The organism is Tissierella carlieri (genome assembly GCF_018917285.1).
GTDB classification, from domain to species: Bacteria; Bacillota; Clostridia; order Tissierellales; family Tissierellaceae; genus Tissierella; species Tissierella carlieri.
This window is the reverse complement of the sequence record NZ_JAHLOH010000022.1, coordinates 28,349-45,235: the sequence shown is the minus strand read 5'-3', so window position 1 is coordinate 45,235 and position 16,887 is coordinate 28,349. Positions and strand designations below refer to the sequence as shown.

Below are 16,887 nucleotides of genomic sequence, written 5' to 3'. Positions count from 1 at the left end.
ATTCTCAATACATAATGTTTGTTATAATTTATCTAGTCTATAATTATCAGTTATCAAACTTAATATAAAAATTGATATAGATATAATTAATGTTATTTCTCTAAGGCTTAATGCTAATGATATAGAAAAATGCCTTTCTTAAAATATCATCCCCCTATTATTTTCCGTTTTACTTTTAGTAATGCGATCTTATCATATAAGTATCCTGTATTTTGGCACTTGTTGAAACTTATATATATTTTCGTAGAAACTTACAGTTTTTATGTAATTTACCTTAAAATTAAAAGGACTTTGATCTCTCAAAGTCCTTTCATTCTAACCTATATATTTTTTAAATAATACCGTTGCATTATGTCCACCAAATCCTAATGAATTTGATAGAGCATAGTTTATATCTCTTTTTACTGCTTTATTTGGTGTGTAGTTTAAGTCACATTCCTCATCTGGATTGTCATAGTTTATAGTTGGAGGAATTATCCCTTCCTTTATTGCCATAATAGCTGCTATAGCCTCTATTCCACCGGCAGCTCCTAGTAAATGACCTGTCATTGATTTTGTTGAGCTAATATTTATATTCTTTGCATGTTCTTTGAAAACATTTTTTATTGCTAGAGTTTCTAGTTTGTCATTGAAATACGTGGATGTACCATGGGCATTTATATATTCTATATCATGGTAATCAGCCTCTGCTTCGTTAAGTGCCATTTCCATAGCTCTTGATGCTCCCTTTGCCTCTGGATCTGGCTGAGTTATATGAAAAGCATCTGAGGTAGAACCATATCCTACGATTTCACCATATATATTTGCTCCCCTAGCTAATGCATGATTTAGCTCTTCTAAAATCAATATACCTGCTCCTTCTCCCATTACAAATCCATCTCTCTCCTTATCAAAAGGACGTGATGCCTTTATAGGATCATCATTTCTAGTTGAAAGAGCTTTCATTGAACAAAAACCTGCTAATGAAATAGGTGTTATAGACGCTTCTGCTCCACCTGTTACTATCATATCTACATTACCTGATTTTATCATTCTAAAAGCTTCCCCTATAGCATGGGTGCCTGATGCACAGGCTGTAGTTATTGTCATAGTTGGACCTCTGAATCCAAAGGTCATGGATATTTGTCCAGGTGCCATATTTGATATCATCATTGGTATATATAAAGGGCTAACTCTACTTGGTCCTCTATCTCCTAGCTTTGCAAATTCAGTTCCCATAGTCTCCATGCCACCGATACCAACTCCGATTACAACACCAACTTTATCTAAGTTTAATTTATCTAAGTCTATTTTTCCATCTTCTAAGGCTAGCTTTGCACCTACTACTGCATATTGAGTAAATCTATCCATCCTTTTAGCTTCCTTCTTATCCATATAATCAGATGGATTAAAGTCCTTAACCTCAGCACCTATCTTTGTGTCAAAATCTGTTGTGTCAAATCTAGTTATAGGCCCAACTCCTGATTTTCCTTGTGTTAGAGAATTCCAGAAACTTTCCTTCCCTATGCCTATAGGTGTTATAGCACCTAATCCCGTTATTACGACTCTTTTCAATTTTTTTACCTCCAATATTAAGGTATTATTCAGTTTTTCCTTCTACATATTCTACTATATCTCCAATATTTTTAAACTTCTCTGCATCTTCATCAGGCACAGTAATTCCAAATTCGTCTTCTAGTGCCATCATAATCTCTACTGCATCTAAGGAATCTGCTTCTAAGTCCTTCATAATAGAAGTCTCCATAGTTATGCTCTCTATATCATCTACTCCTAATTGCTCTGCTATTATATTTACAACTTTTTCAAATATCATTTTTATATTCCTCCCTATAATCAATTATGAATTTACAGTTCACAATTCACAGTTATTTGGGTCTATCTCTAGGGTCTTATTTGACGACTGCAAGTCGTCCCTGCAATTGTGCATTGTGAATTGTGAATCGTGCATTTCTTCTACATTAGCATTCCGCCATCTACGTTTATTACTTGGCCTGTTATATAGTCTGATTTTTCACTAGCTAAAAATACTACTAAATTTGCAATATCTTTTGGATTTCCAAAGCTATTTAATGGTATGGATTTTAGCATAGCTTCTTTTATTTCGTCCTTCAATACATCTGTCATATCTGTTTCAATAAAGCCTGGTGCTATGGCATTTACTCTAATACCACGACTTGCTAATTCTCTTGCCATAGATTTAGTAAATCCAATGACTCCAGCCTTTGAAGCACTGTAGTTTCCTTGACCAGCATTTCCCATTATTCCTACTACAGAGGTAATATTTATTATCTTTCCATATTTTTTCTTCATCATTATTCTTGATACTGCCTTAGTACAGAGGAATGTACCCTTTAAGTTAACATCTATTACCTCATCCCAGTCTTCTTCTTTCATCCTGATGATTAAATTATCTTTTGTAACTCCTGCATTATTTACTAAAATGTCTATAGTCCCCAATTCATCTTCTATAGTCTTTATCATTTGTAGTACATCTTCTTCTACCGACACATTTGCCTTTATGGCAACTGCCTTAACTTCGTAGGATTTTATATCATCTAGTACCTCCTTAGCTTTTTGCAGATTATTAGCATAGGTTATTGCTATATTAACACCATTTTTTGCTAGCTCTAAGGCGATTTCTTTTCCTATACCTCTTGATCCTCCAGTTATTAATGCTACTTTATTATTTAGACTCATCTTCTTTCCCTCCCTTGATATAGTTTATCGTTTCTTCAAAAGAAACCACGTCATTGACACTCAAGGCTTTTACTTCCTTACCCACAGCTTTGCCAATACGTTTTACGAATCCTGAGAGAGATTTGCCCGGTCCTATTTCTATAAATGTATCTACACCTTCATTTATCATACATTCCACAGATTGCTGCCATAATACTGAGTTACTTACTTGGTTTATTAGTTTTGGCTTGATCTCATCTTTGCTCGATAAGAGCTTAGCATCTACATTAGAGATAAACTTCTTTTGGGCATCTTTTATATCTACTTTAGATAATTCATTCTTCAATTTTTCTCCTGCTGAAACTAATAAAGACGAATGAAATGGTGCAGATACAGACAATGGTACTGCTTTTTTAGCACCTAGCTTAATTGCTTCTTCACATGCAATCTGAAGACCTTTTAATTCTCCTGATAAAACTATTTGTTCTGGACTATTATAGTTTGCTACTTCAACTAATCCGTATTCCTTAGTTTTTTGTAAAATAGAAGGTATTTTTTCCCTATTTAATCCAAGTATTGCAGCCATTCCTCCCACTCCTAAAGGAACTGCCTCTTGCATAAATTTACCTCTCTCTTTTACAACTTTAAGAGCATCTCTAAACTCCATACTTCCACTAGTAACTAATGAACTATACTCACCTAAACTAAGTCCTGCTGTATATTCACAATCTATACCTCTACATTGTATAGCTTTAAGTATTGCTATACTTGTAGCTAATATGGCTGGCTGCGTATTTTCTGTTCTTTTTAAATCTTCTTCACTGCCATTGAAGCATATACTCTTTAAATCCATATTTAATACTTCATTTGCTTCATCAAATACTTTTTTTGACTCTGCAAAATTCTCGTAAAAATCACTGCCCATTCCAACATATTGTGATCCTTGCCCAGGAAATATAAATGCTAATTTATCCATTGATATCACCTTCCTTTAGTGAATACAATGAATCTAGTTTTCCCTGTGCTGAAGAAACTATATCCTCTATTATTTCTTTGCATGGCTTAATATCTTTAATAAGTCCTGCAATTTGACCAGACATCAAAGACCCTTTGTCTATATCTCCTTCTACTACAGCTAGTTTTAATCTTCCCGAACCTAATAGCTCTAGTTCTTCCAAAGGAGCACCACTGTTTTCAAGTTCCAAAAATTCTCTTGTAAATTTATTTTTCAATGCCCTTACAGGATGACCAGTACTTCTCCCAGTTACTGAAGTCTCCCTATCTTTTGATTTTACTATAGCTTCTTTATAATTTATATGGACCTTGGCTTCAGTTGAGCATACAAATCTAGTGCCTATCTGCACTCCTTCTGCTCCTAAAATCAAAGTCGCTAAAAATCCTCTTCCATCACCTATTCCTCCTGCTGCTATAACAGGAATCTTAACTGCATCAACAATTTGAGGTACTAAAACCATAGTAGTCAATTCTCCAATATGTCCTCCAGCCTCAGTTCCTTCTACTATTATAGCATCAACGCCTTCTCGCTCTAATCTCACTGCTAAAGACACAGTAGGTACTACAGGTATGATTTTTACATTATGCTCTTTTAGCTTTTTTATATATTTCCCTGGACTTCCTGCACCTGTAGTTACAACAGGAACTCCTTCATCACATACTATACCTACAATATCCTCAGCAAAAGGTGACATTAACATAATGTTTACACCAAATGGTTTATCTGTCAGTTCCTTAAGCTTTCTAATCTCTTCTCTTATTACTTCTCCTGGTGCATTGCCTGCTCCTATGATTCCTAGCCCTCCAGCTTCTGATACGGCTGCAGCTAATTCATGAGTTGCTACCCAAGCCATGCCTCCTTGTATTATAGGATACCTAATACTTAACATATCTGTTATTCTAGTCTTCCACATTATCTATCTTTCCTCCTACTCCATTTTATAGTCATTGAAGCCCAAGTAAGACCTGCTCCAAATGCTACTAAAAGTATATTATCACCCTTATTTATTTTATTATCCTTAACTGCTTCATCAAGGGCTACTGGAATAGAGGCTGAAGACATATTGCCATATTTATTTAGATTTACACAAATTCTATCTTTTTCAAGTTTTAACTTCTTAGCTGCTGCATCTATTATTCTCATATTAGCTTGGTGTGGAACTAAAAAATCTAAATCTCCCAATTGAAGATTAGCTTTTTTTAAAGCATTGGTAGATGCTCTTTCCATGACCCTTACAGCAAATTTAAATACTTCTTTGCCATCCATTTTTATAAAGTGAAGTCTATTTTCTACAGTGTCCATACTGGCTGGTAATCTAGAGCCTCCTGCTGGCTGAACTAATACCTCTCCATTAGAACCGTCAGAGCCTAGCTCAATTGAAAGAATTCCAAATCCTTCCTCACATTTTTCTAGTACACAAGCTCCTGCACCATCTCCAAACAATACACAAGTATTTCTCTCTTGCCAGTCCACTACTCTAGATAGTGTCTCTGCACCTATGACTAAAACCTTATCATACGTCCCTGATTTGATGAAGTTTTCTCCTATTGATAATCCATAAACAAATCCTGAACATCCTACACTTATATCAAATGCTGCCGCTTTTACTGCTCCTATATTTTTCTGAATTATACAGGCAGTTGATGGGAAAGCATGGTCAGCTGTTACTGTTGCCACAATTATAAGATCAATATCTTCTGGTCTTAACTTAGCATCTTCTAAAGCATTTATTGCTGCTTTAGTTGCTATATCAGAGGTTGCCATATCATCATCTGCTATTCGCCTTTCATGTATCCCTGTTCTTTCTATAATCCATTCATTTGATGTTTCTACAATCTTGGAGAGATCATGATTGGTAACAATTTTTTCAGGTACATAGCTCCCTACACCAGAAATTCCTACACAAATGTTTTTCATTTTCCACCTCCATATTAAATTGTGATTTACTACTTACTATTCCCATCTACCACCTCCTTTAAAAATATTTGCAAATTAATTTTCTTTAGATTATTATTAATATGATATGAATAAAACTTTAAGACTTAGTATATATGAATATAATAAAATAATCAATCATTAATTTTTCCCTAAAAAAGATTAAAAAGGAGAGGTTTTATGGATAAATCATTAAATATAGAAGAAATAAAGGGAATTATTCCCCATAGATATCCTTTTCTCTTTATAGATAAAGTTTTGATAGAAGAAGTAGGCGTTAAAGGCATAGGATATAAAAACGTAACTATAAATGAACCATTTTTTCAAGGTCATTTCCCTAATATGCCTGTGATGCCAGGTGTCTTAATAGTCGAGTCTATGGCTCAAGTAGGAGCTGTAATCCTACTATCTGATGAAAAATATAAAGGAAAAACACCTTACTTTGCTGGAATAAACAAAGTGAGATTTAAAAGAAAAGTAGTACCTGGCGATACACTTAGGATGGAAGTAGTTTTAACTAGAGTCAGAGGTTCCATAGGAATTGGCGAGGGCAAAGCTTATGTTGGAGATGAACTTGCTTGTGAAGGTGAATTTCTATTTGCAATAGAATAAATTAAATACGGAGACTTCTCTCTTGTGGAGAATGCCCTCCGTATTTTTCATCGTATTAAATCTTTAATTAATACATTTATAACTATATGTTTTGAATCTTATTTATAAAAACATTTTAATTAATATAGTAAAAGAACTAAACCATATGGTTAGTTCCTTTATTCATTCTTTATTAATTTTTATATCTGTAAATATCCCGCTTCTTTTAGGAGCAAATTGATTCTTTCTTTTTCTGTAATTATCTTCTTTTGTTTCTCATCATAAGCATATAATCCACCACTGACCATTCTTGTTTTCAACTGTCCCTTAGCTATTTGTGATCCTTGCAAATGTGGTGCATCTAATATTCCAATTCTCACCGCTTCTGTTAAAGTTTCTGGATCTGTTAATGGATCTTCTAAGTTTAAATTTAGTGATTTTATACTCTCTATTATTATCTTTGCATCTTCTATTAAAGCATCTTTTCTTTCAACTACATTTTTATCCTTTGTCATATCCACTGAACCTAAGAATTCATTTTTTAGTATTCCTCTTACTATCATAGCCGACTCTATTATATCCTCTGCTCTAGCTGCATGATGAGCTTCGCAGAATCCAACAACGTGATAAATATGAGGTTTAATTGACATGGCTAGATATGCTGATGCCGCTAATTGTCCCTTAGCTTGATATAGATTTGCTGGGAAACTGGCAAGACCTGCTCTTGCTTGACGATATACTTTGAAATTTTCATCTACAAGGCTTTCTACTAGTTCTATCTTTGCCAGCATCTTTCCCAAATCCATTTCAGGTGAAATCGATGCTGGTACATTGAACATATATTGAGCAATGTAATCTTTTACACCCATTTTTCTTGCATTATATGCAGCTATATATGCTACTGCAACGCCTATAGCATCGTGAGCATCTCTTAAACCCCAATGATGAGGATCATTTACTTCCACAGGTATATTTTTTTCTCCATGCCATTTCATCACTTGCTGATTTTCTCTTATGGCATCTAATAGGGTTCTAGGTCCTCTCTTATCTAATTCACTATACCAAAATAGTGGAACTGCACACCAAGCATTATCTATACTTTCCTTTAGTACTTCCGCAAATTGAACTATATTTTTGGTTCCGCTATAGGAACGTAAGAGTGGGAAGTTACCTCTCTCTGCTGCTTTGTAGAGCTTCCTAAAATCTTCTTTAGATCTAAGTGGCACTCCTCCTGCACCGTTTAATCTTTCATCCATATTTTCTTGATCAAAGAAAAATTCTTGGGCATTTTGATCTGGTGCAACTGATATTATATCTATTACTCTTGCTTCTGCGACCTTTTCTATAGCTTCTACAGTTTCATCTATGGTAGGCAATCCTAAGTGATGTCTTAATATTGGATATGGATATTTAGATTTTATTCTGGATATCAATTCTCTTGGGTAGGACTCTTCTCCAGAATAGTTTTTTCCTTTTAAATATGCTATAACTTCGTCGATATCTTCTGTACCATCAAATATTTTATCAAATATCCCCCATTCTTTTGCTACTAACGCTGTTGGCTCTGTTCCTCCAAATAGCCAAATCATATTCTTAACATTATTCTTATTTATTTTATCCTTTAATTCCTCTAAAATTTTATGAAGTGGTTCAGGTGTTAATCTATAGGATAAAGCCACTATATTAGGCTTTTTTTCATTAATTAGCATTATTATTTCATCTACCGACTTCCCAATTCCAATAAAGTCAGTGTCATAGCTCTCTTTTTCAGCCAAATTTAGATAGTTCATTATTCCCGCTACATGAACACAATTACCTAAAGTACCTGCAATAATCTTTTTCACTAAGCAACACCTTCCTCATCTTTTTTATCTATTTTGCCTATTTGTGCAATTTTATGCATTTCATGTACTGATAAACCTTTAAGACCTAACCTTTCTATTGTTCTACCCTCTGCATAAAAATCTTTTCCAGTAATTAATTCTGCAATATTTATAATTGAGTTAATAGCTGGTGTTTTAATCCCTAGTTCTCTAGCTATGGAAGACATTGGTATTAAACTATATGGCACATCCTCATATATATATCTGATAGAGAGACCCTTTGGTGCTTGAAGGCCTTTATATGCCGGATTATTCTGTACTGTTTCATATAGATTATTTCCCTTTGCCCCATAGGATTCGTATAGCCAATCTTTAGCCGATAAGGTATTTATCTGAAGAGCTTTTCCTATTTCCATTCTCTCTTGATCCATCTTTTCTATAAAATCTCCTATAGATGGAGTTATTCCTTCTGTATAGTATTCAAAAGGCGCTCCTCTTTCAATATGACCACTATTCAATAGTGTTGGTGCTGGATGGAAAATTGCTCCGTAATTATTTATACTTGTTTCTAAAACATCTTTAGCTTGAATAAATTGTGGATAAGCAAATTTTAGTAGATTAATAACATGATTTGTCTTAGATGAAGGTATGGCAGCTATGGTCACTTCATTTTTTACTTGGAAAATATGTGCACTATTGCTTGAGGTAGTTCTACAAGCATATATAAAAGTCTGAGCTTCTGCAACAATTACATCTTTATCACATTTATGTTTTCTTATTGTCTCATATACTTCTAAAGCTCCTCCTGTACGTCCAGGGTTAAGTACTATTATTTGACCATCTTTTAAATATGGTGCCATCTCCACTGCCATTTGATAATGTCCCATGGCTGGAACTGTTACCATAATTATATCTGCTCCTTCTATGGCATCTTTCATTATATTTGTTACTTTATTTAATACCCCTGTTCCTTTCTTTTCACCTGTTAAAGATATTATTGGGTTTTTTATTAGAGGTATTATGTTTTCTAAGGTTCTATTATATAGATTTACCTTATATCCCATAATGGCTAAATAACCAGCCATAGCCATACCGCCATTTCCAGCACCAATAATACTAAAGTTCAATCCCATCATTATATCTCTCCTCTCATTTTTTATGTCAACCGATTTGGAGGGACAAAAAAAACTATGGGCAACCATAGTCTGAAATCAGTACAATTTCATGCCCCCTTTAATACGCTTACGAGGTTAGCTGTCGGGTTCGGGCTAAAGGGTTATGCCCGTCCTCTAAAGGATTCACCCCAAAATATTGGTTCCCCCGCTTCAAAAGCGAATTCAGCGATTATTCTTTTCGAAACTAGAAATATTATACCATATTATGATTATTTTTACAAAAAATATTTTATGACAATTTTTTATGCTTTTATTTTCTTTTTAATAAATATTATCACCTAATTAAATTTTAGGAATATATTGTAGTATGGACAGACATAAAAATATTGCATCTAAATAATATTAAGGAGGAAACAAAGTATGTACAATGCAATAGGAAATACAAATATTAGTAATATACGAATCTTTGATAGTAGCCATGGTCAATCAAAATGCAATAGCAAGCCTTCAGTTCCTGAGTGTAATACTAACTCAAAACATCAAAATTTTTGTGTTGATGTTAAGAGTAATGTTTTAGATAGCTGTACTAATACTCCAGTTACACCAACTGGAATAACAACTGGCGTTACTGCTAAAATTCCAGTAGTGTTAGCTGAATTAACTATACAATTCAATGTTAATGCATTGATTAAGCTGCCAGAATTAGCCCTTGAAATTAAGAATATAAAGAAAAAGGTAAAGATCACTCAATGTACTTTGCTGCAACCTACGAATATTTTATTTATTAAAGGATTTGTTCGTAAAAACATTGACTATTCTACAGGAAAATGCGCAAATATGGAAGGAGTATGCGGAGAACTACACCATTGCACAATAGATGTTCCTTTTGAATGCTCTACACCTGTTACTTTCTCTACACCACCAGCAGAACTTGCAGTAAATTCTAGTGCAGAATTTGAATTCTTTAAAGTAAGTGACTTACCACATAAACACTTTGCTGAAAAAGATAAATTATTATCAGGAGACTTTTCCGAATTTAATCAAATTATAGTTGAGAATTTCAATGAGCTTCCATTCTGTGAATTGATTAGCGCAAGAATCTTTGAATTTGACGAATTCATTGGTCGTCATCGTCCTTATGAATCCGAGTTTCCATTTGAGGAAAAATTGTTCCACAAAATAGAGGAAAAAATGGTTATAGAACTTACAGTTAAAATTTTACAAAATAGACAAGTGGAGATTCCTCCAACAACAGGAGGTACTTCTAGACCTCCTCATTGTTTCTCAACAGCAGAAGAAAAATAAACTTCATGTTATAATATAGACCAGCCTTTAAAGGCTGGTCTATATTATATTATAACTTTCATTTGTTCTTTTGCTAATTCTGCCCCTTTTTCTAATGCTTCTTTGTTAATTGGCATTAAATGAGCTCTATTCTCTCCAAATACTGCTGTAAATGCTTTGTTAAGTATTGAATCCACTTCTACTGCTTTTGTAGCTTCAAGAAATGCTCCTAGCATTACCATATTAGCTACTCTTGAGTTTCCAAGTTCATTAGCTATTTCATTAGCTGGAATATAATACACTTCTATATCTTCTCTTGGACATTTTCTATCTATTAAAGATGTATTTATAAATAGTTTTCCTCCTGGTACTACTAGGTTTTCAAACTTATCTAAAGACGGTCTATTCATTACAATAGCCGAAGTTGAATCTATAACAACTGGAGAACCTACTGCATCTGATGATATAATAACATTACAGTTTGCAGTTCCTCCTCTCATCTCTGGACCATAGGATGGTAACCAAGATACTTTTTTATCTTCTATCATACCTGAATATGTTAAAAGTTGACCTAATGCCATTACACCTTGTCCGCCAAAGCCAGCTATTACTATTCTTTCTTCCATTTTATTCAACCTCCTCTGGTCTTCTAAAATTTCCAAGAGGATAATAAGGTATCATATTTTCCTCTAACCATTTCATCGCTTCAGGAGCAGTTAATCCCCAGTTAGTAGGACATGTAGATAATACTTCTACTATTCCAAATCCTTTTCCATCAAGTTGTAACTGGAAGCATTCCTTTATTGCTTTTTTTGCTTTTCTTATATTTGCAGGCGTATTTACTGCCACTCTTTCTACAAATTTTGCACCGTGAATTGTAGCTAGCATCTCAGATATCTTTATAGGTCTACCACTATGTTCTTCAGTTCTTCCTAATGGAGCTGTTGTAGCCTTTTGTCCTATAAGAGTTGTAGGTGCCATTTGACCTCCTGTCATACCATATATGGCATTGTTAACAAATATTGTAGAGATTTTCTCTCCTCTATGAGCAGCATGAACTATTTCTGCTGTACCAATGGAAGCTAAGTCTCCATCTCCCTGATAAGTAAATACAAATTTCTCTGGATGAACTCTTTTTATCCCTGTAGCTACTGCTGGTGCTCTACCATGAGCTGCTTGTTGCATATCACAATTAAAATAATTATATGCAAATACTGAACAACCTACTGGTGCAACTCCTATAGCATTATCCAATACTCCTAATTCTACCAATGCTTCTCCTACTAATCTATGGATGATTCCATGGGTACATCCCGGACAATAGTGGGTTTGTACATCTGTTAAACCTTTAGTCTTTTCAAAAACTATAGTCATTATCTTTCACCTCCAGAGATTTTCTTAACCTGTTCAATTATTGCATCTGGCGTAGGAACCATTCCACCAGTTCTCCCATAGAAAGATACTGGGAATTTGCCCTCAACTGCTATTTTAACATCATCTACCATTTGTCCATTATTCATTTCAACTGTAAGTACACCTTTACAGTTTGGATTTATTTTCTTAAATTCATCGTATGGATATGGCCATAAAGTAATAGGTCTAATAAGTCCAACTTTATATCCTTCTTTTTCTAGTTTTGCTATTGCTGTTTTTGCAATTCTTGCTGTAGTTCCATAAGCTGCTATAACTACATCTGCATCTTCTATTTTATATGATTCAACTCTTGCTTCATTTTCTTTTATTTTTTGATATTTAGCTTGAAGTTTAATATTATGAGCTTCAAGATCTTCTGGTGCTATATATAAAGAATTAATTATATTTGGCTTTCTATTACCACCTGTACCTACTGTAGCCCAATCTTTCTCTGGTAATTCTCTTTTTATTGGAGTTTTAAATTCAACTGGTTCCATCATTTGTCCAATCATACCATCACCAACAACCATAACTGGATTTCTATATTGGTCTGCTATATCAAATCCTTCTATTATTAAATCAACTAGTTCCTGAACATCTGATGGAGCAAATACAACCATTCTATAGTCTCCATTTCCACCACCTCTAGTTGCTTGAAAATAATCAGTTTGTGAAGGTTGAATACTTCCTAGACCTGGTCCACCTCTCATTATATTAACTAATAGACAAGGCAATTCTGCACCAGCAATATATGATATACCTTCTTGTTTTAATGACATTCCAGGGCTTGATGAAGATGTCATAACTCTTGCACCTGCTCCCGCTGCACCATAAACCATATTTATAGCTGCTACCTCTGATTCTGCTTGTAAAAATACTCCGCCTACCTTTGGTAACTCTCTTGACATATATTCTGGTAATTCAGATTGGGGAGTTATAGGATAACCAAAAAAGTATTTACAACCTGCTGCAATAGCTGCTGCTCCTATAGCCTCATTCCCTTTCATGAGAACTTTTGCCATTTTAAAACCCTCCTTAAAATATATTAAACTCGTTCTACAGTAATAACTACATCTGGACAGATTGTGGCACAATTGGCACAACCAATGCATTTTTCTGGGTCTGTTGTTGTAGCTGGATGATAACCCTTAGCATTTATTTTTGTTTTGTCCATTGTAAGTATTTTTACAGGACAAACAGTTGTACATAGTGCACATCCTTTACAGATGTCCTCCTTAAATGTTACCTTTCCTTTAGCCATTCTTTTTACCCTCCTTTATTGTTATAGCATCCATTCATCCCTCATAAATAACTTTATGGGGAATATTTCGCCTTCTAAGTCTTTAGGAAGGCTTGGGATTATATCTTCTAATACAGATATATATCTTAGCTTTATACCGGTTTTTTCTTGAACCTCTAAAGCTAATTTTTGACCTCTTAGTACATCATCACGAGTTGTACTTTTTAATAAATGTGTATTGTTCACAATTCCTGTTATTTTAGCCCTTGATACATCTTGAATCTTTATCATATATTCTAGCACCTTTTCTACAGTTTGAGTTTCAGGGCGATTTGCATTTAAAACAAAAAACATATCATAATTCCCTTCTTGGAAATAGTCTACATATCTTCCTAGGGCCCTTGCTCCTACTTGATCTCCACCTACATCTAATATTAAATCATAGGATTCATCCTGTAATGGTGTATAGACTTCTGCAGATATTGATGGCACTTCTATAGCAGGTGCATTTATCTGGCTGCCAATTACTTTTATACCAACACCCTCCATCTCTAGTGCTTTCTCTCTAGATCTAAAATACATATTTACTATATCTAAATCGGCTAATGCAACTTTTCTACCTAGCTGTGCTAGTTTCACAGCATAATTCACACTAAATTCAGACTTTCCTGATCCATAGTGTCCTATTATAATTCTTATTCTCTTATCATTTAGCATAATCACCAAGTCCTATTTATAAACTTTTGCTTCCTCTTCTCCTCTTAAGACACGAAGTCCACCTTCAGCTAATGCCATAAGTTCATCTTCTCCCGGATAAACAGTTACATCACAGATAAATTTAACTCTTTCCTCTATCCATGACGTGAACTCCTTATCATAGGCAATACCACCTGTAACGAGGATTCCATCAACTTTTCCTTTTAATACTGCTGCACAGGTTCCAATTTCCTTTGCTACCTGATAAGCCATAGATTTGTATACTAGCTCCGCATATTCATCACCATTTTTTATTCTTTGTCCAACTTCTCTTGCATCATTAGTATTTAGATAAGATACTATTCCACCATTTCCTTTTATCATCTTCTTCATTTCATCTAAAGAATATTTTCCTGAATAGCAAAGTTTTACTAAATCTCCTACTGGAAGAGAACCTGATCTTTCCGGTGAAAATGGTCCTTCACCATCTAATGCATTTGCTACATCTATTACCTTGCCTTTTTCATGAGCACCTACTGAAATCCCTCCGCCTAAATGAGCAACTATTAGGTTTAATTCTTCATATTTCTTTCCTAATTTATTAGCATGTCTTCTTGCTACTGCTTTTTGATTTAATGCATGGAATATACTCTTTCTTTCTATCTCTTTCAATCCTGATACTCTGGCTACATCTTGCATTTCATCTACTACTACTGGGTCTACTATAAAGGATTTTTTATTTATTTCCTTAGCTATTTCATAAGCTATGATTCCTCCCAAGTTTGAGGCATGTTCTCCTAAATATCCAACCTTTAAATCCTCCAACATGCTGTCATTTACTTCATAAGTACCCCCTTCTATAGGCTTGAGAAGTCCACCTCTACCTATTACTCCATCAAGAGATTCTATGGAAATATCATTCTTCTTCAATGCTTCCACTATAATATTTTTTCTGAATTCATATTGATCATAAATCTTGTTGAAAGCAGAAATTTCCTCTACTGAATGGCGAAGAGTTTCTTCAAATATACTTTTTTCATCGTCAAAAACTGCTATTTTTGTTGATGTAGAACCTGGATTTATAATTAATAATCTAGTCATTTTCCCCCTCCTATCTTGAAGCCATAAGCACTGCTAAAGCAATTGAATTTAATTTTGATTCTTCATTATCAGCTCTTGATGTAAGTACTATTGGTGCCTTTGTGCCCACAATAAGTCCTGCTGATTTTGCATTTGCTAAAAATGATAAACATTTATATAGTACATTACCAGCTTCAATATCCGGAGCAAGAAGTATGTCTGCATCTCCTGCAACTTCACTATCAATTCCTTTTAATATTGCTGATTCTTTTGACACAGCATTATCTAATGCAAAAGGTCCATCTACTAAGCATCCTAGGATTTCTCCATTTTTGTTCATATCAGCTAATTCCTTTGCATGAACAGTAGCTTCCATCTTAGGAGATACTTTTTCTTTTGCTGCCAAAACTGCTACTTTTGGTCTTTCTATATCTAAAGATTGTGCTAATACTACTGCATTTTCAATTATTTCTTTCTTTTGCTCAAGATTAGGAGCTATATTCATAGCTGCATCAGTTACAATAAAAACCTTATGATAAGTTGGAACATCAAAAACTGCCACATGGGATATTACATTGCCTGTCCTAAGTCCAATCTCACTATCTAATACCTGTTTCATTATTACAGAAGTATCTATAAGTCCCTTCATCAAAACATCAGCTTTTCCACTACTTACTAATTCTGTTGCTATCCTACAAGCCGTAGCACCATCTTCTTCATGGATTATTTCTATACCTGATAAATCAAAGTGGATTTCCTTCCCAATAGCCAATATTTTTTCTTTATCCCCCACTAATATAGGCTCGGCTATCTTTAATTCGGCTGCATTTTTTACTGCAGATAAAACATCCTTATCTTGTGCAACGGCTACTGATACTTTCTTTGGCCCTCTCTTTTGGGCCAATTCTAACAGATTTTCAAATGATTTAGCCACTTATACTCACCTCATCTTCATATATTTTTGCTCTTTCTTCTCCATTGATTACTCTTTGTGCACCTTTGTTTAGTGCTTCCATTTCATCTTCTCCAGGATATACTATGACTTCAGATATAAAGTCTATCATCTCTTTTATTCTATCAACTAAGTAGTTAGAATAGGATAATCCACCTGTCAATATAATATTATCTATATGTCCATAAAGCACTGTTGCATAGGAGCCTATTTCTTTCCCTATTTGATATGCCATTGCATCATAGATAAGCCTTGCATAATTATCGCCATTCTTTATCCTTTCTTCCACTTCTCGTCCATCCATAGTATCTAAATATGAGAAAAGTCCACCTTCTCCTTGCAGCATAGTCTTCATCTCATTTAATGTATATTTTCCTGAATAACATAATTTAACTAAATCTCCCACAGGTAGAGTACCTGCTCTATCCGGAGAAAATGGGCCCATTTCCTTTGCATTGTTAACATCTATAATCTTGCCCTTTTCAACTGCCGCAATAGATATTCCACCGCCTAAGTGAGCTACCACTAAATTTAAGTCTTCAAAATTCTTATTTAATTCTTTAGCCCTTCTGTGTGATACAGCCTTAATATTCAATGCATGAACTAGAGATTTCCTTGGAATTTCCTTTAGACCAGATATTCTAGCTATATCGTGAAATTCATCTACTGCCACTGGGTCTACTATATAAGATGGTATATTTTTTAAATCTGCTAGTCCCTTAGCTAACATACCACCAAGGTTAGAAGCATGTTCTCCCTGTATCCCAACTTTTAAATCTTCAATCATTGCGTCGGTTACAGAGTAGGTACCTCCGGGCATTGATCTTAATAGTCCACCCCTACCAACTATTGCTATAAGAGAATCAGTTGATATATTTTCTGCTTCTAGCCAATCTTTTATTAATCTTAACCTATATTCATATTGATCAGCTATTTTTTTATAATTCTCTAAATCCTCTTTTCTATGATCTATTTTGAAAGTTTTAATTTCCTGCTCTCTTTCAAATATAGATACCTTTGTAGAGGTGGATCCTGGATTAATTGCCAGAACGAAATTTCTTTCCATA

Annotated in this window: 18 protein-coding genes and 1 riboswitch; of the genes, 2 read left to right on the top strand and 16 right to left on the bottom strand. The window is 34.3% G+C overall.

Translation table 11 applies throughout. The annotated features are described in order from the left end of the window. Positions 1 to 315: 315 nt before the first annotated feature. The 6 genes from fabF to KQI38_RS05660 form a co-directional block, all read right to left on the bottom strand. A complete protein-coding gene (gene fabF / locus KQI38_RS05685) occupies positions 316 to 1,554 on the bottom strand; it encodes a beta-ketoacyl-ACP synthase II (protein WP_216556796.1) in 1,239 nt (412 codons plus the stop codon). Positions 1,555 to 1,579: 25 nt separating this feature from the next. Continuing rightward, a complete protein-coding gene (gene acpP / locus KQI38_RS05680; RefSeq protein ID WP_201259926.1) occupies positions 1,580 to 1,813 on the bottom strand; it encodes an acyl carrier protein in 234 nt (77 codons plus the stop codon). 140 nt (positions 1,814 to 1,953) lie between these two features. Continuing rightward, complete coding sequence (fabG, locus tag KQI38_RS05675) at positions 1,954 to 2,697, bottom strand: 3-oxoacyl-[acyl-carrier-protein] reductase (RefSeq protein ID WP_216556793.1); 744 nt, start codon at positions 2,695 to 2,697, stop codon at positions 1,954 to 1,956. Then, positions 2,684 to 3,652, bottom strand: coding sequence for an ACP S-malonyltransferase (gene fabD, locus KQI38_RS05670; protein WP_216556791.1), 969 nt, complete (start codon positions 3,650 to 3,652; stop codon positions 2,684 to 2,686). Before fabD ends, fabG begins: the two co-directional genes overlap by 14 nt. Beyond that, a complete protein-coding gene (gene fabK / locus KQI38_RS05665; RefSeq protein ID WP_216556789.1) occupies positions 3,645 to 4,604 on the bottom strand; it encodes an enoyl-[acyl-carrier-protein] reductase FabK in 960 nt (319 codons plus the stop codon). Before fabK ends, fabD begins: the two co-directional genes overlap by 8 nt. Continuing rightward, complete coding sequence (locus KQI38_RS05660) at positions 4,604 to 5,608, bottom strand: beta-ketoacyl-ACP synthase III (protein ID WP_246565626.1); 1,005 nt, start codon at positions 5,606 to 5,608, stop codon at positions 4,604 to 4,606. The genes fabK and KQI38_RS05660 overlap by 1 nt, the downstream gene beginning before the upstream one ends. A gap of 198 nt (positions 5,609 to 5,806) precedes the next feature. Here KQI38_RS05660 and fabZ point away from each other — a divergent pair, with 198 nt between their 5' ends. Continuing rightward, complete coding sequence (gene fabZ / locus KQI38_RS05655; protein ID WP_216556787.1) at positions 5,807 to 6,238, top strand: 3-hydroxyacyl-ACP dehydratase FabZ; 432 nt, start codon at positions 5,807 to 5,809, stop codon at positions 6,236 to 6,238. A gap of 179 nt (positions 6,239 to 6,417) precedes the next feature. Here fabZ and KQI38_RS05650 read toward each other — a convergent pair whose 3' ends face one another. Together KQI38_RS05650 and KQI38_RS05645 are read right to left on the bottom strand one after the other, a co-directional pair. Beyond that, positions 6,418 to 8,061 carry a cobalamin-dependent protein gene (locus tag KQI38_RS05650; protein ID WP_216556785.1) on the bottom strand — a complete coding sequence of 548 codons (1,644 nt, stop codon included), beginning with the start codon at positions 8,059 to 8,061 and terminating at the stop codon, positions 6,418 to 6,420. Beyond that, positions 8,061 to 9,173, bottom strand: coding sequence for an NAD/NADP octopine/nopaline dehydrogenase family protein (locus KQI38_RS05645; RefSeq protein WP_246565623.1), 1,113 nt, complete (start codon positions 9,171 to 9,173; stop codon positions 8,061 to 8,063). Before KQI38_RS05645 ends, KQI38_RS05650 begins: the two co-directional genes overlap by 1 nt. Before the next feature lie 91 nt (positions 9,174 to 9,264). After that, positions 9,265 to 9,393, bottom strand: a riboswitch (cyclic di-AMP (ydaO/yuaA leader). Between the two features lie 182 nt (positions 9,394 to 9,575). Between KQI38_RS05645 and KQI38_RS05640 the strand changes: the two genes are divergently transcribed. Next, complete coding sequence (locus KQI38_RS05640; RefSeq protein ID WP_216556781.1) at positions 9,576 to 10,460, top strand: CsxC family protein; 885 nt, start codon at positions 9,576 to 9,578, stop codon at positions 10,458 to 10,460. Positions 10,461 to 10,504: 44 nt separating this feature from the next. Here KQI38_RS05640 and KQI38_RS05635 read toward each other — a convergent pair whose 3' ends face one another. Genes KQI38_RS05635 through buk (KQI38_RS05600) form a run of 8 tightly spaced genes read right to left on the bottom strand, consistent with a single transcriptional unit; the run spans position 10,505 to position 16,886 of the window. Continuing rightward, positions 10,505 to 11,065 carry a 2-oxoacid:acceptor oxidoreductase family protein gene (locus KQI38_RS05635; RefSeq protein ID WP_216556778.1) on the bottom strand — a complete coding sequence of 187 codons (561 nt, stop codon included), beginning with the start codon at positions 11,063 to 11,065 and terminating at the stop codon, positions 10,505 to 10,507. 1 nt (position 11,066) lies between these two features. Continuing rightward, the gene (locus KQI38_RS05630) at positions 11,067 to 11,813 is read right to left on the bottom strand and encodes a thiamine pyrophosphate-dependent enzyme (RefSeq protein ID WP_094902791.1); all 747 of its coding nucleotides are present in this window, start codon (positions 11,811 to 11,813) and stop codon (positions 11,067 to 11,069) included. Further along, on the bottom strand, positions 11,813 to 12,874 hold the full coding sequence (locus KQI38_RS05625) for a 3-methyl-2-oxobutanoate dehydrogenase subunit VorB (RefSeq protein WP_216556776.1): 1,062 nt from the start codon (positions 12,872 to 12,874) through the stop codon (positions 11,813 to 11,815). Before KQI38_RS05625 ends, KQI38_RS05630 begins: the two co-directional genes overlap by 1 nt. 23 nt (positions 12,875 to 12,897) lie before the next feature. Further along, a complete protein-coding gene (locus KQI38_RS05620; protein ID WP_094902789.1) occupies positions 12,898 to 13,113 on the bottom strand; it encodes a 4Fe-4S binding protein in 216 nt (71 codons plus the stop codon). A gap of 21 nt (positions 13,114 to 13,134) precedes the next feature. Next, a complete protein-coding gene (locus KQI38_RS05615; protein WP_094902835.1) occupies positions 13,135 to 13,809 on the bottom strand; it encodes a nucleotide-binding protein in 675 nt (224 codons plus the stop codon). A 12-nt stretch (positions 13,810 to 13,821) separates the two neighbouring features. Next, positions 13,822 to 14,889 (bottom strand): butyrate kinase, encoded by a 1,068-nt coding sequence (gene buk, locus KQI38_RS05610; RefSeq protein ID WP_216556774.1) that lies wholly within the window; start codon positions 14,887 to 14,889, stop codon positions 13,822 to 13,824. Between the two features lie 10 nt (positions 14,890 to 14,899). Then, positions 14,900 to 15,802 (bottom strand): phosphate butyryltransferase, encoded by a 903-nt coding sequence (locus KQI38_RS05605; protein ID WP_094902785.1) that lies wholly within the window; start codon positions 15,800 to 15,802, stop codon positions 14,900 to 14,902. Further along, entirely contained in the window at positions 15,795 to 16,886 is a 1,092-nt protein-coding gene (gene buk / locus KQI38_RS05600) for a butyrate kinase (RefSeq protein WP_094902783.1), read from the bottom strand. The genes KQI38_RS05605 and buk (KQI38_RS05600) overlap by 8 nt, the downstream gene beginning before the upstream one ends. Position 16,887 lies beyond the last annotated feature (1 nt).

What these genes read in the sequence shown, in the direction of transcription:
- acpP (WP_201259926.1), bottom strand. Translation starts at nt 1,813, where the DNA reads ATGATATTTGAAAAAGTTGTAAATATAATAGCAGAGCAATTAGGAGTA.
- fabG (WP_216556793.1), bottom strand. Translation starts at nt 2,697, where the DNA reads ATGAGTCTAAATAATAAAGTAGCATTAATAACTGGAGGATCAAGAGGT.
- fabD (WP_216556791.1), bottom strand. Translation starts at nt 3,652, where the DNA reads ATGGATAAATTAGCATTTATATTTCCTGGGCAAGGATCACAATATGTT.
- fabK (WP_216556789.1), bottom strand. Translation starts at nt 4,604, where the DNA reads ATGTGGAAGACTAGAATAACAGATATGTTAAGTATTAGGTATCCTATA.
- KQI38_RS05660 (WP_246565626.1), bottom strand. Translation starts at nt 5,608, where the DNA reads ATGAAAAACATTTGTGTAGGAATTTCTGGTGTAGGGAGCTATGTACCT.
- fabZ (WP_216556787.1), top strand. Translation starts at nt 5,807, where the DNA reads ATGGATAAATCATTAAATATAGAAGAAATAAAGGGAATTATTCCCCAT.
- KQI38_RS05645 (WP_246565623.1), bottom strand. Translation starts at nt 9,173, where the DNA reads ATGGGATTGAACTTTAGTATTATTGGTGCTGGAAATGGCGGTATGGCT.
- KQI38_RS05640 (WP_216556781.1), top strand. Translation starts at nt 9,576, where the DNA reads ATGTACAATGCAATAGGAAATACAAATATTAGTAATATACGAATCTTT.
- KQI38_RS05635 (WP_216556778.1), bottom strand. Translation starts at nt 11,065, where the DNA reads ATGGAAGAAAGAATAGTAATAGCTGGCTTTGGCGGACAAGGTGTAATG.
- KQI38_RS05630 (WP_094902791.1), bottom strand. Translation starts at nt 11,813, where the DNA reads ATGACTATAGTTTTTGAAAAGACTAAAGGTTTAACAGATGTACAAACC.
- KQI38_RS05625 (WP_216556776.1), bottom strand. Translation starts at nt 12,874, where the DNA reads ATGGCAAAAGTTCTCATGAAAGGGAATGAGGCTATAGGAGCAGCAGCT.
- KQI38_RS05620 (WP_094902789.1), bottom strand. Translation starts at nt 13,113, where the DNA reads ATGGCTAAAGGAAAGGTAACATTTAAGGAGGACATCTGTAAAGGATGT.
- KQI38_RS05615 (WP_094902835.1), bottom strand. Translation starts at nt 13,809, where the DNA reads ATGCTAAATGATAAGAGAATAAGAATTATAATAGGACACTATGGATCA.
- buk (WP_216556774.1), bottom strand. Translation starts at nt 14,889, where the DNA reads ATGACTAGATTATTAATTATAAATCCAGGTTCTACATCAACAAAAATA.
- buk (WP_094902783.1), bottom strand. Translation starts at nt 16,886, where the DNA reads ATGGAAAGAAATTTCGTTCTGGCAATTAATCCAGGATCCACCTCTACA.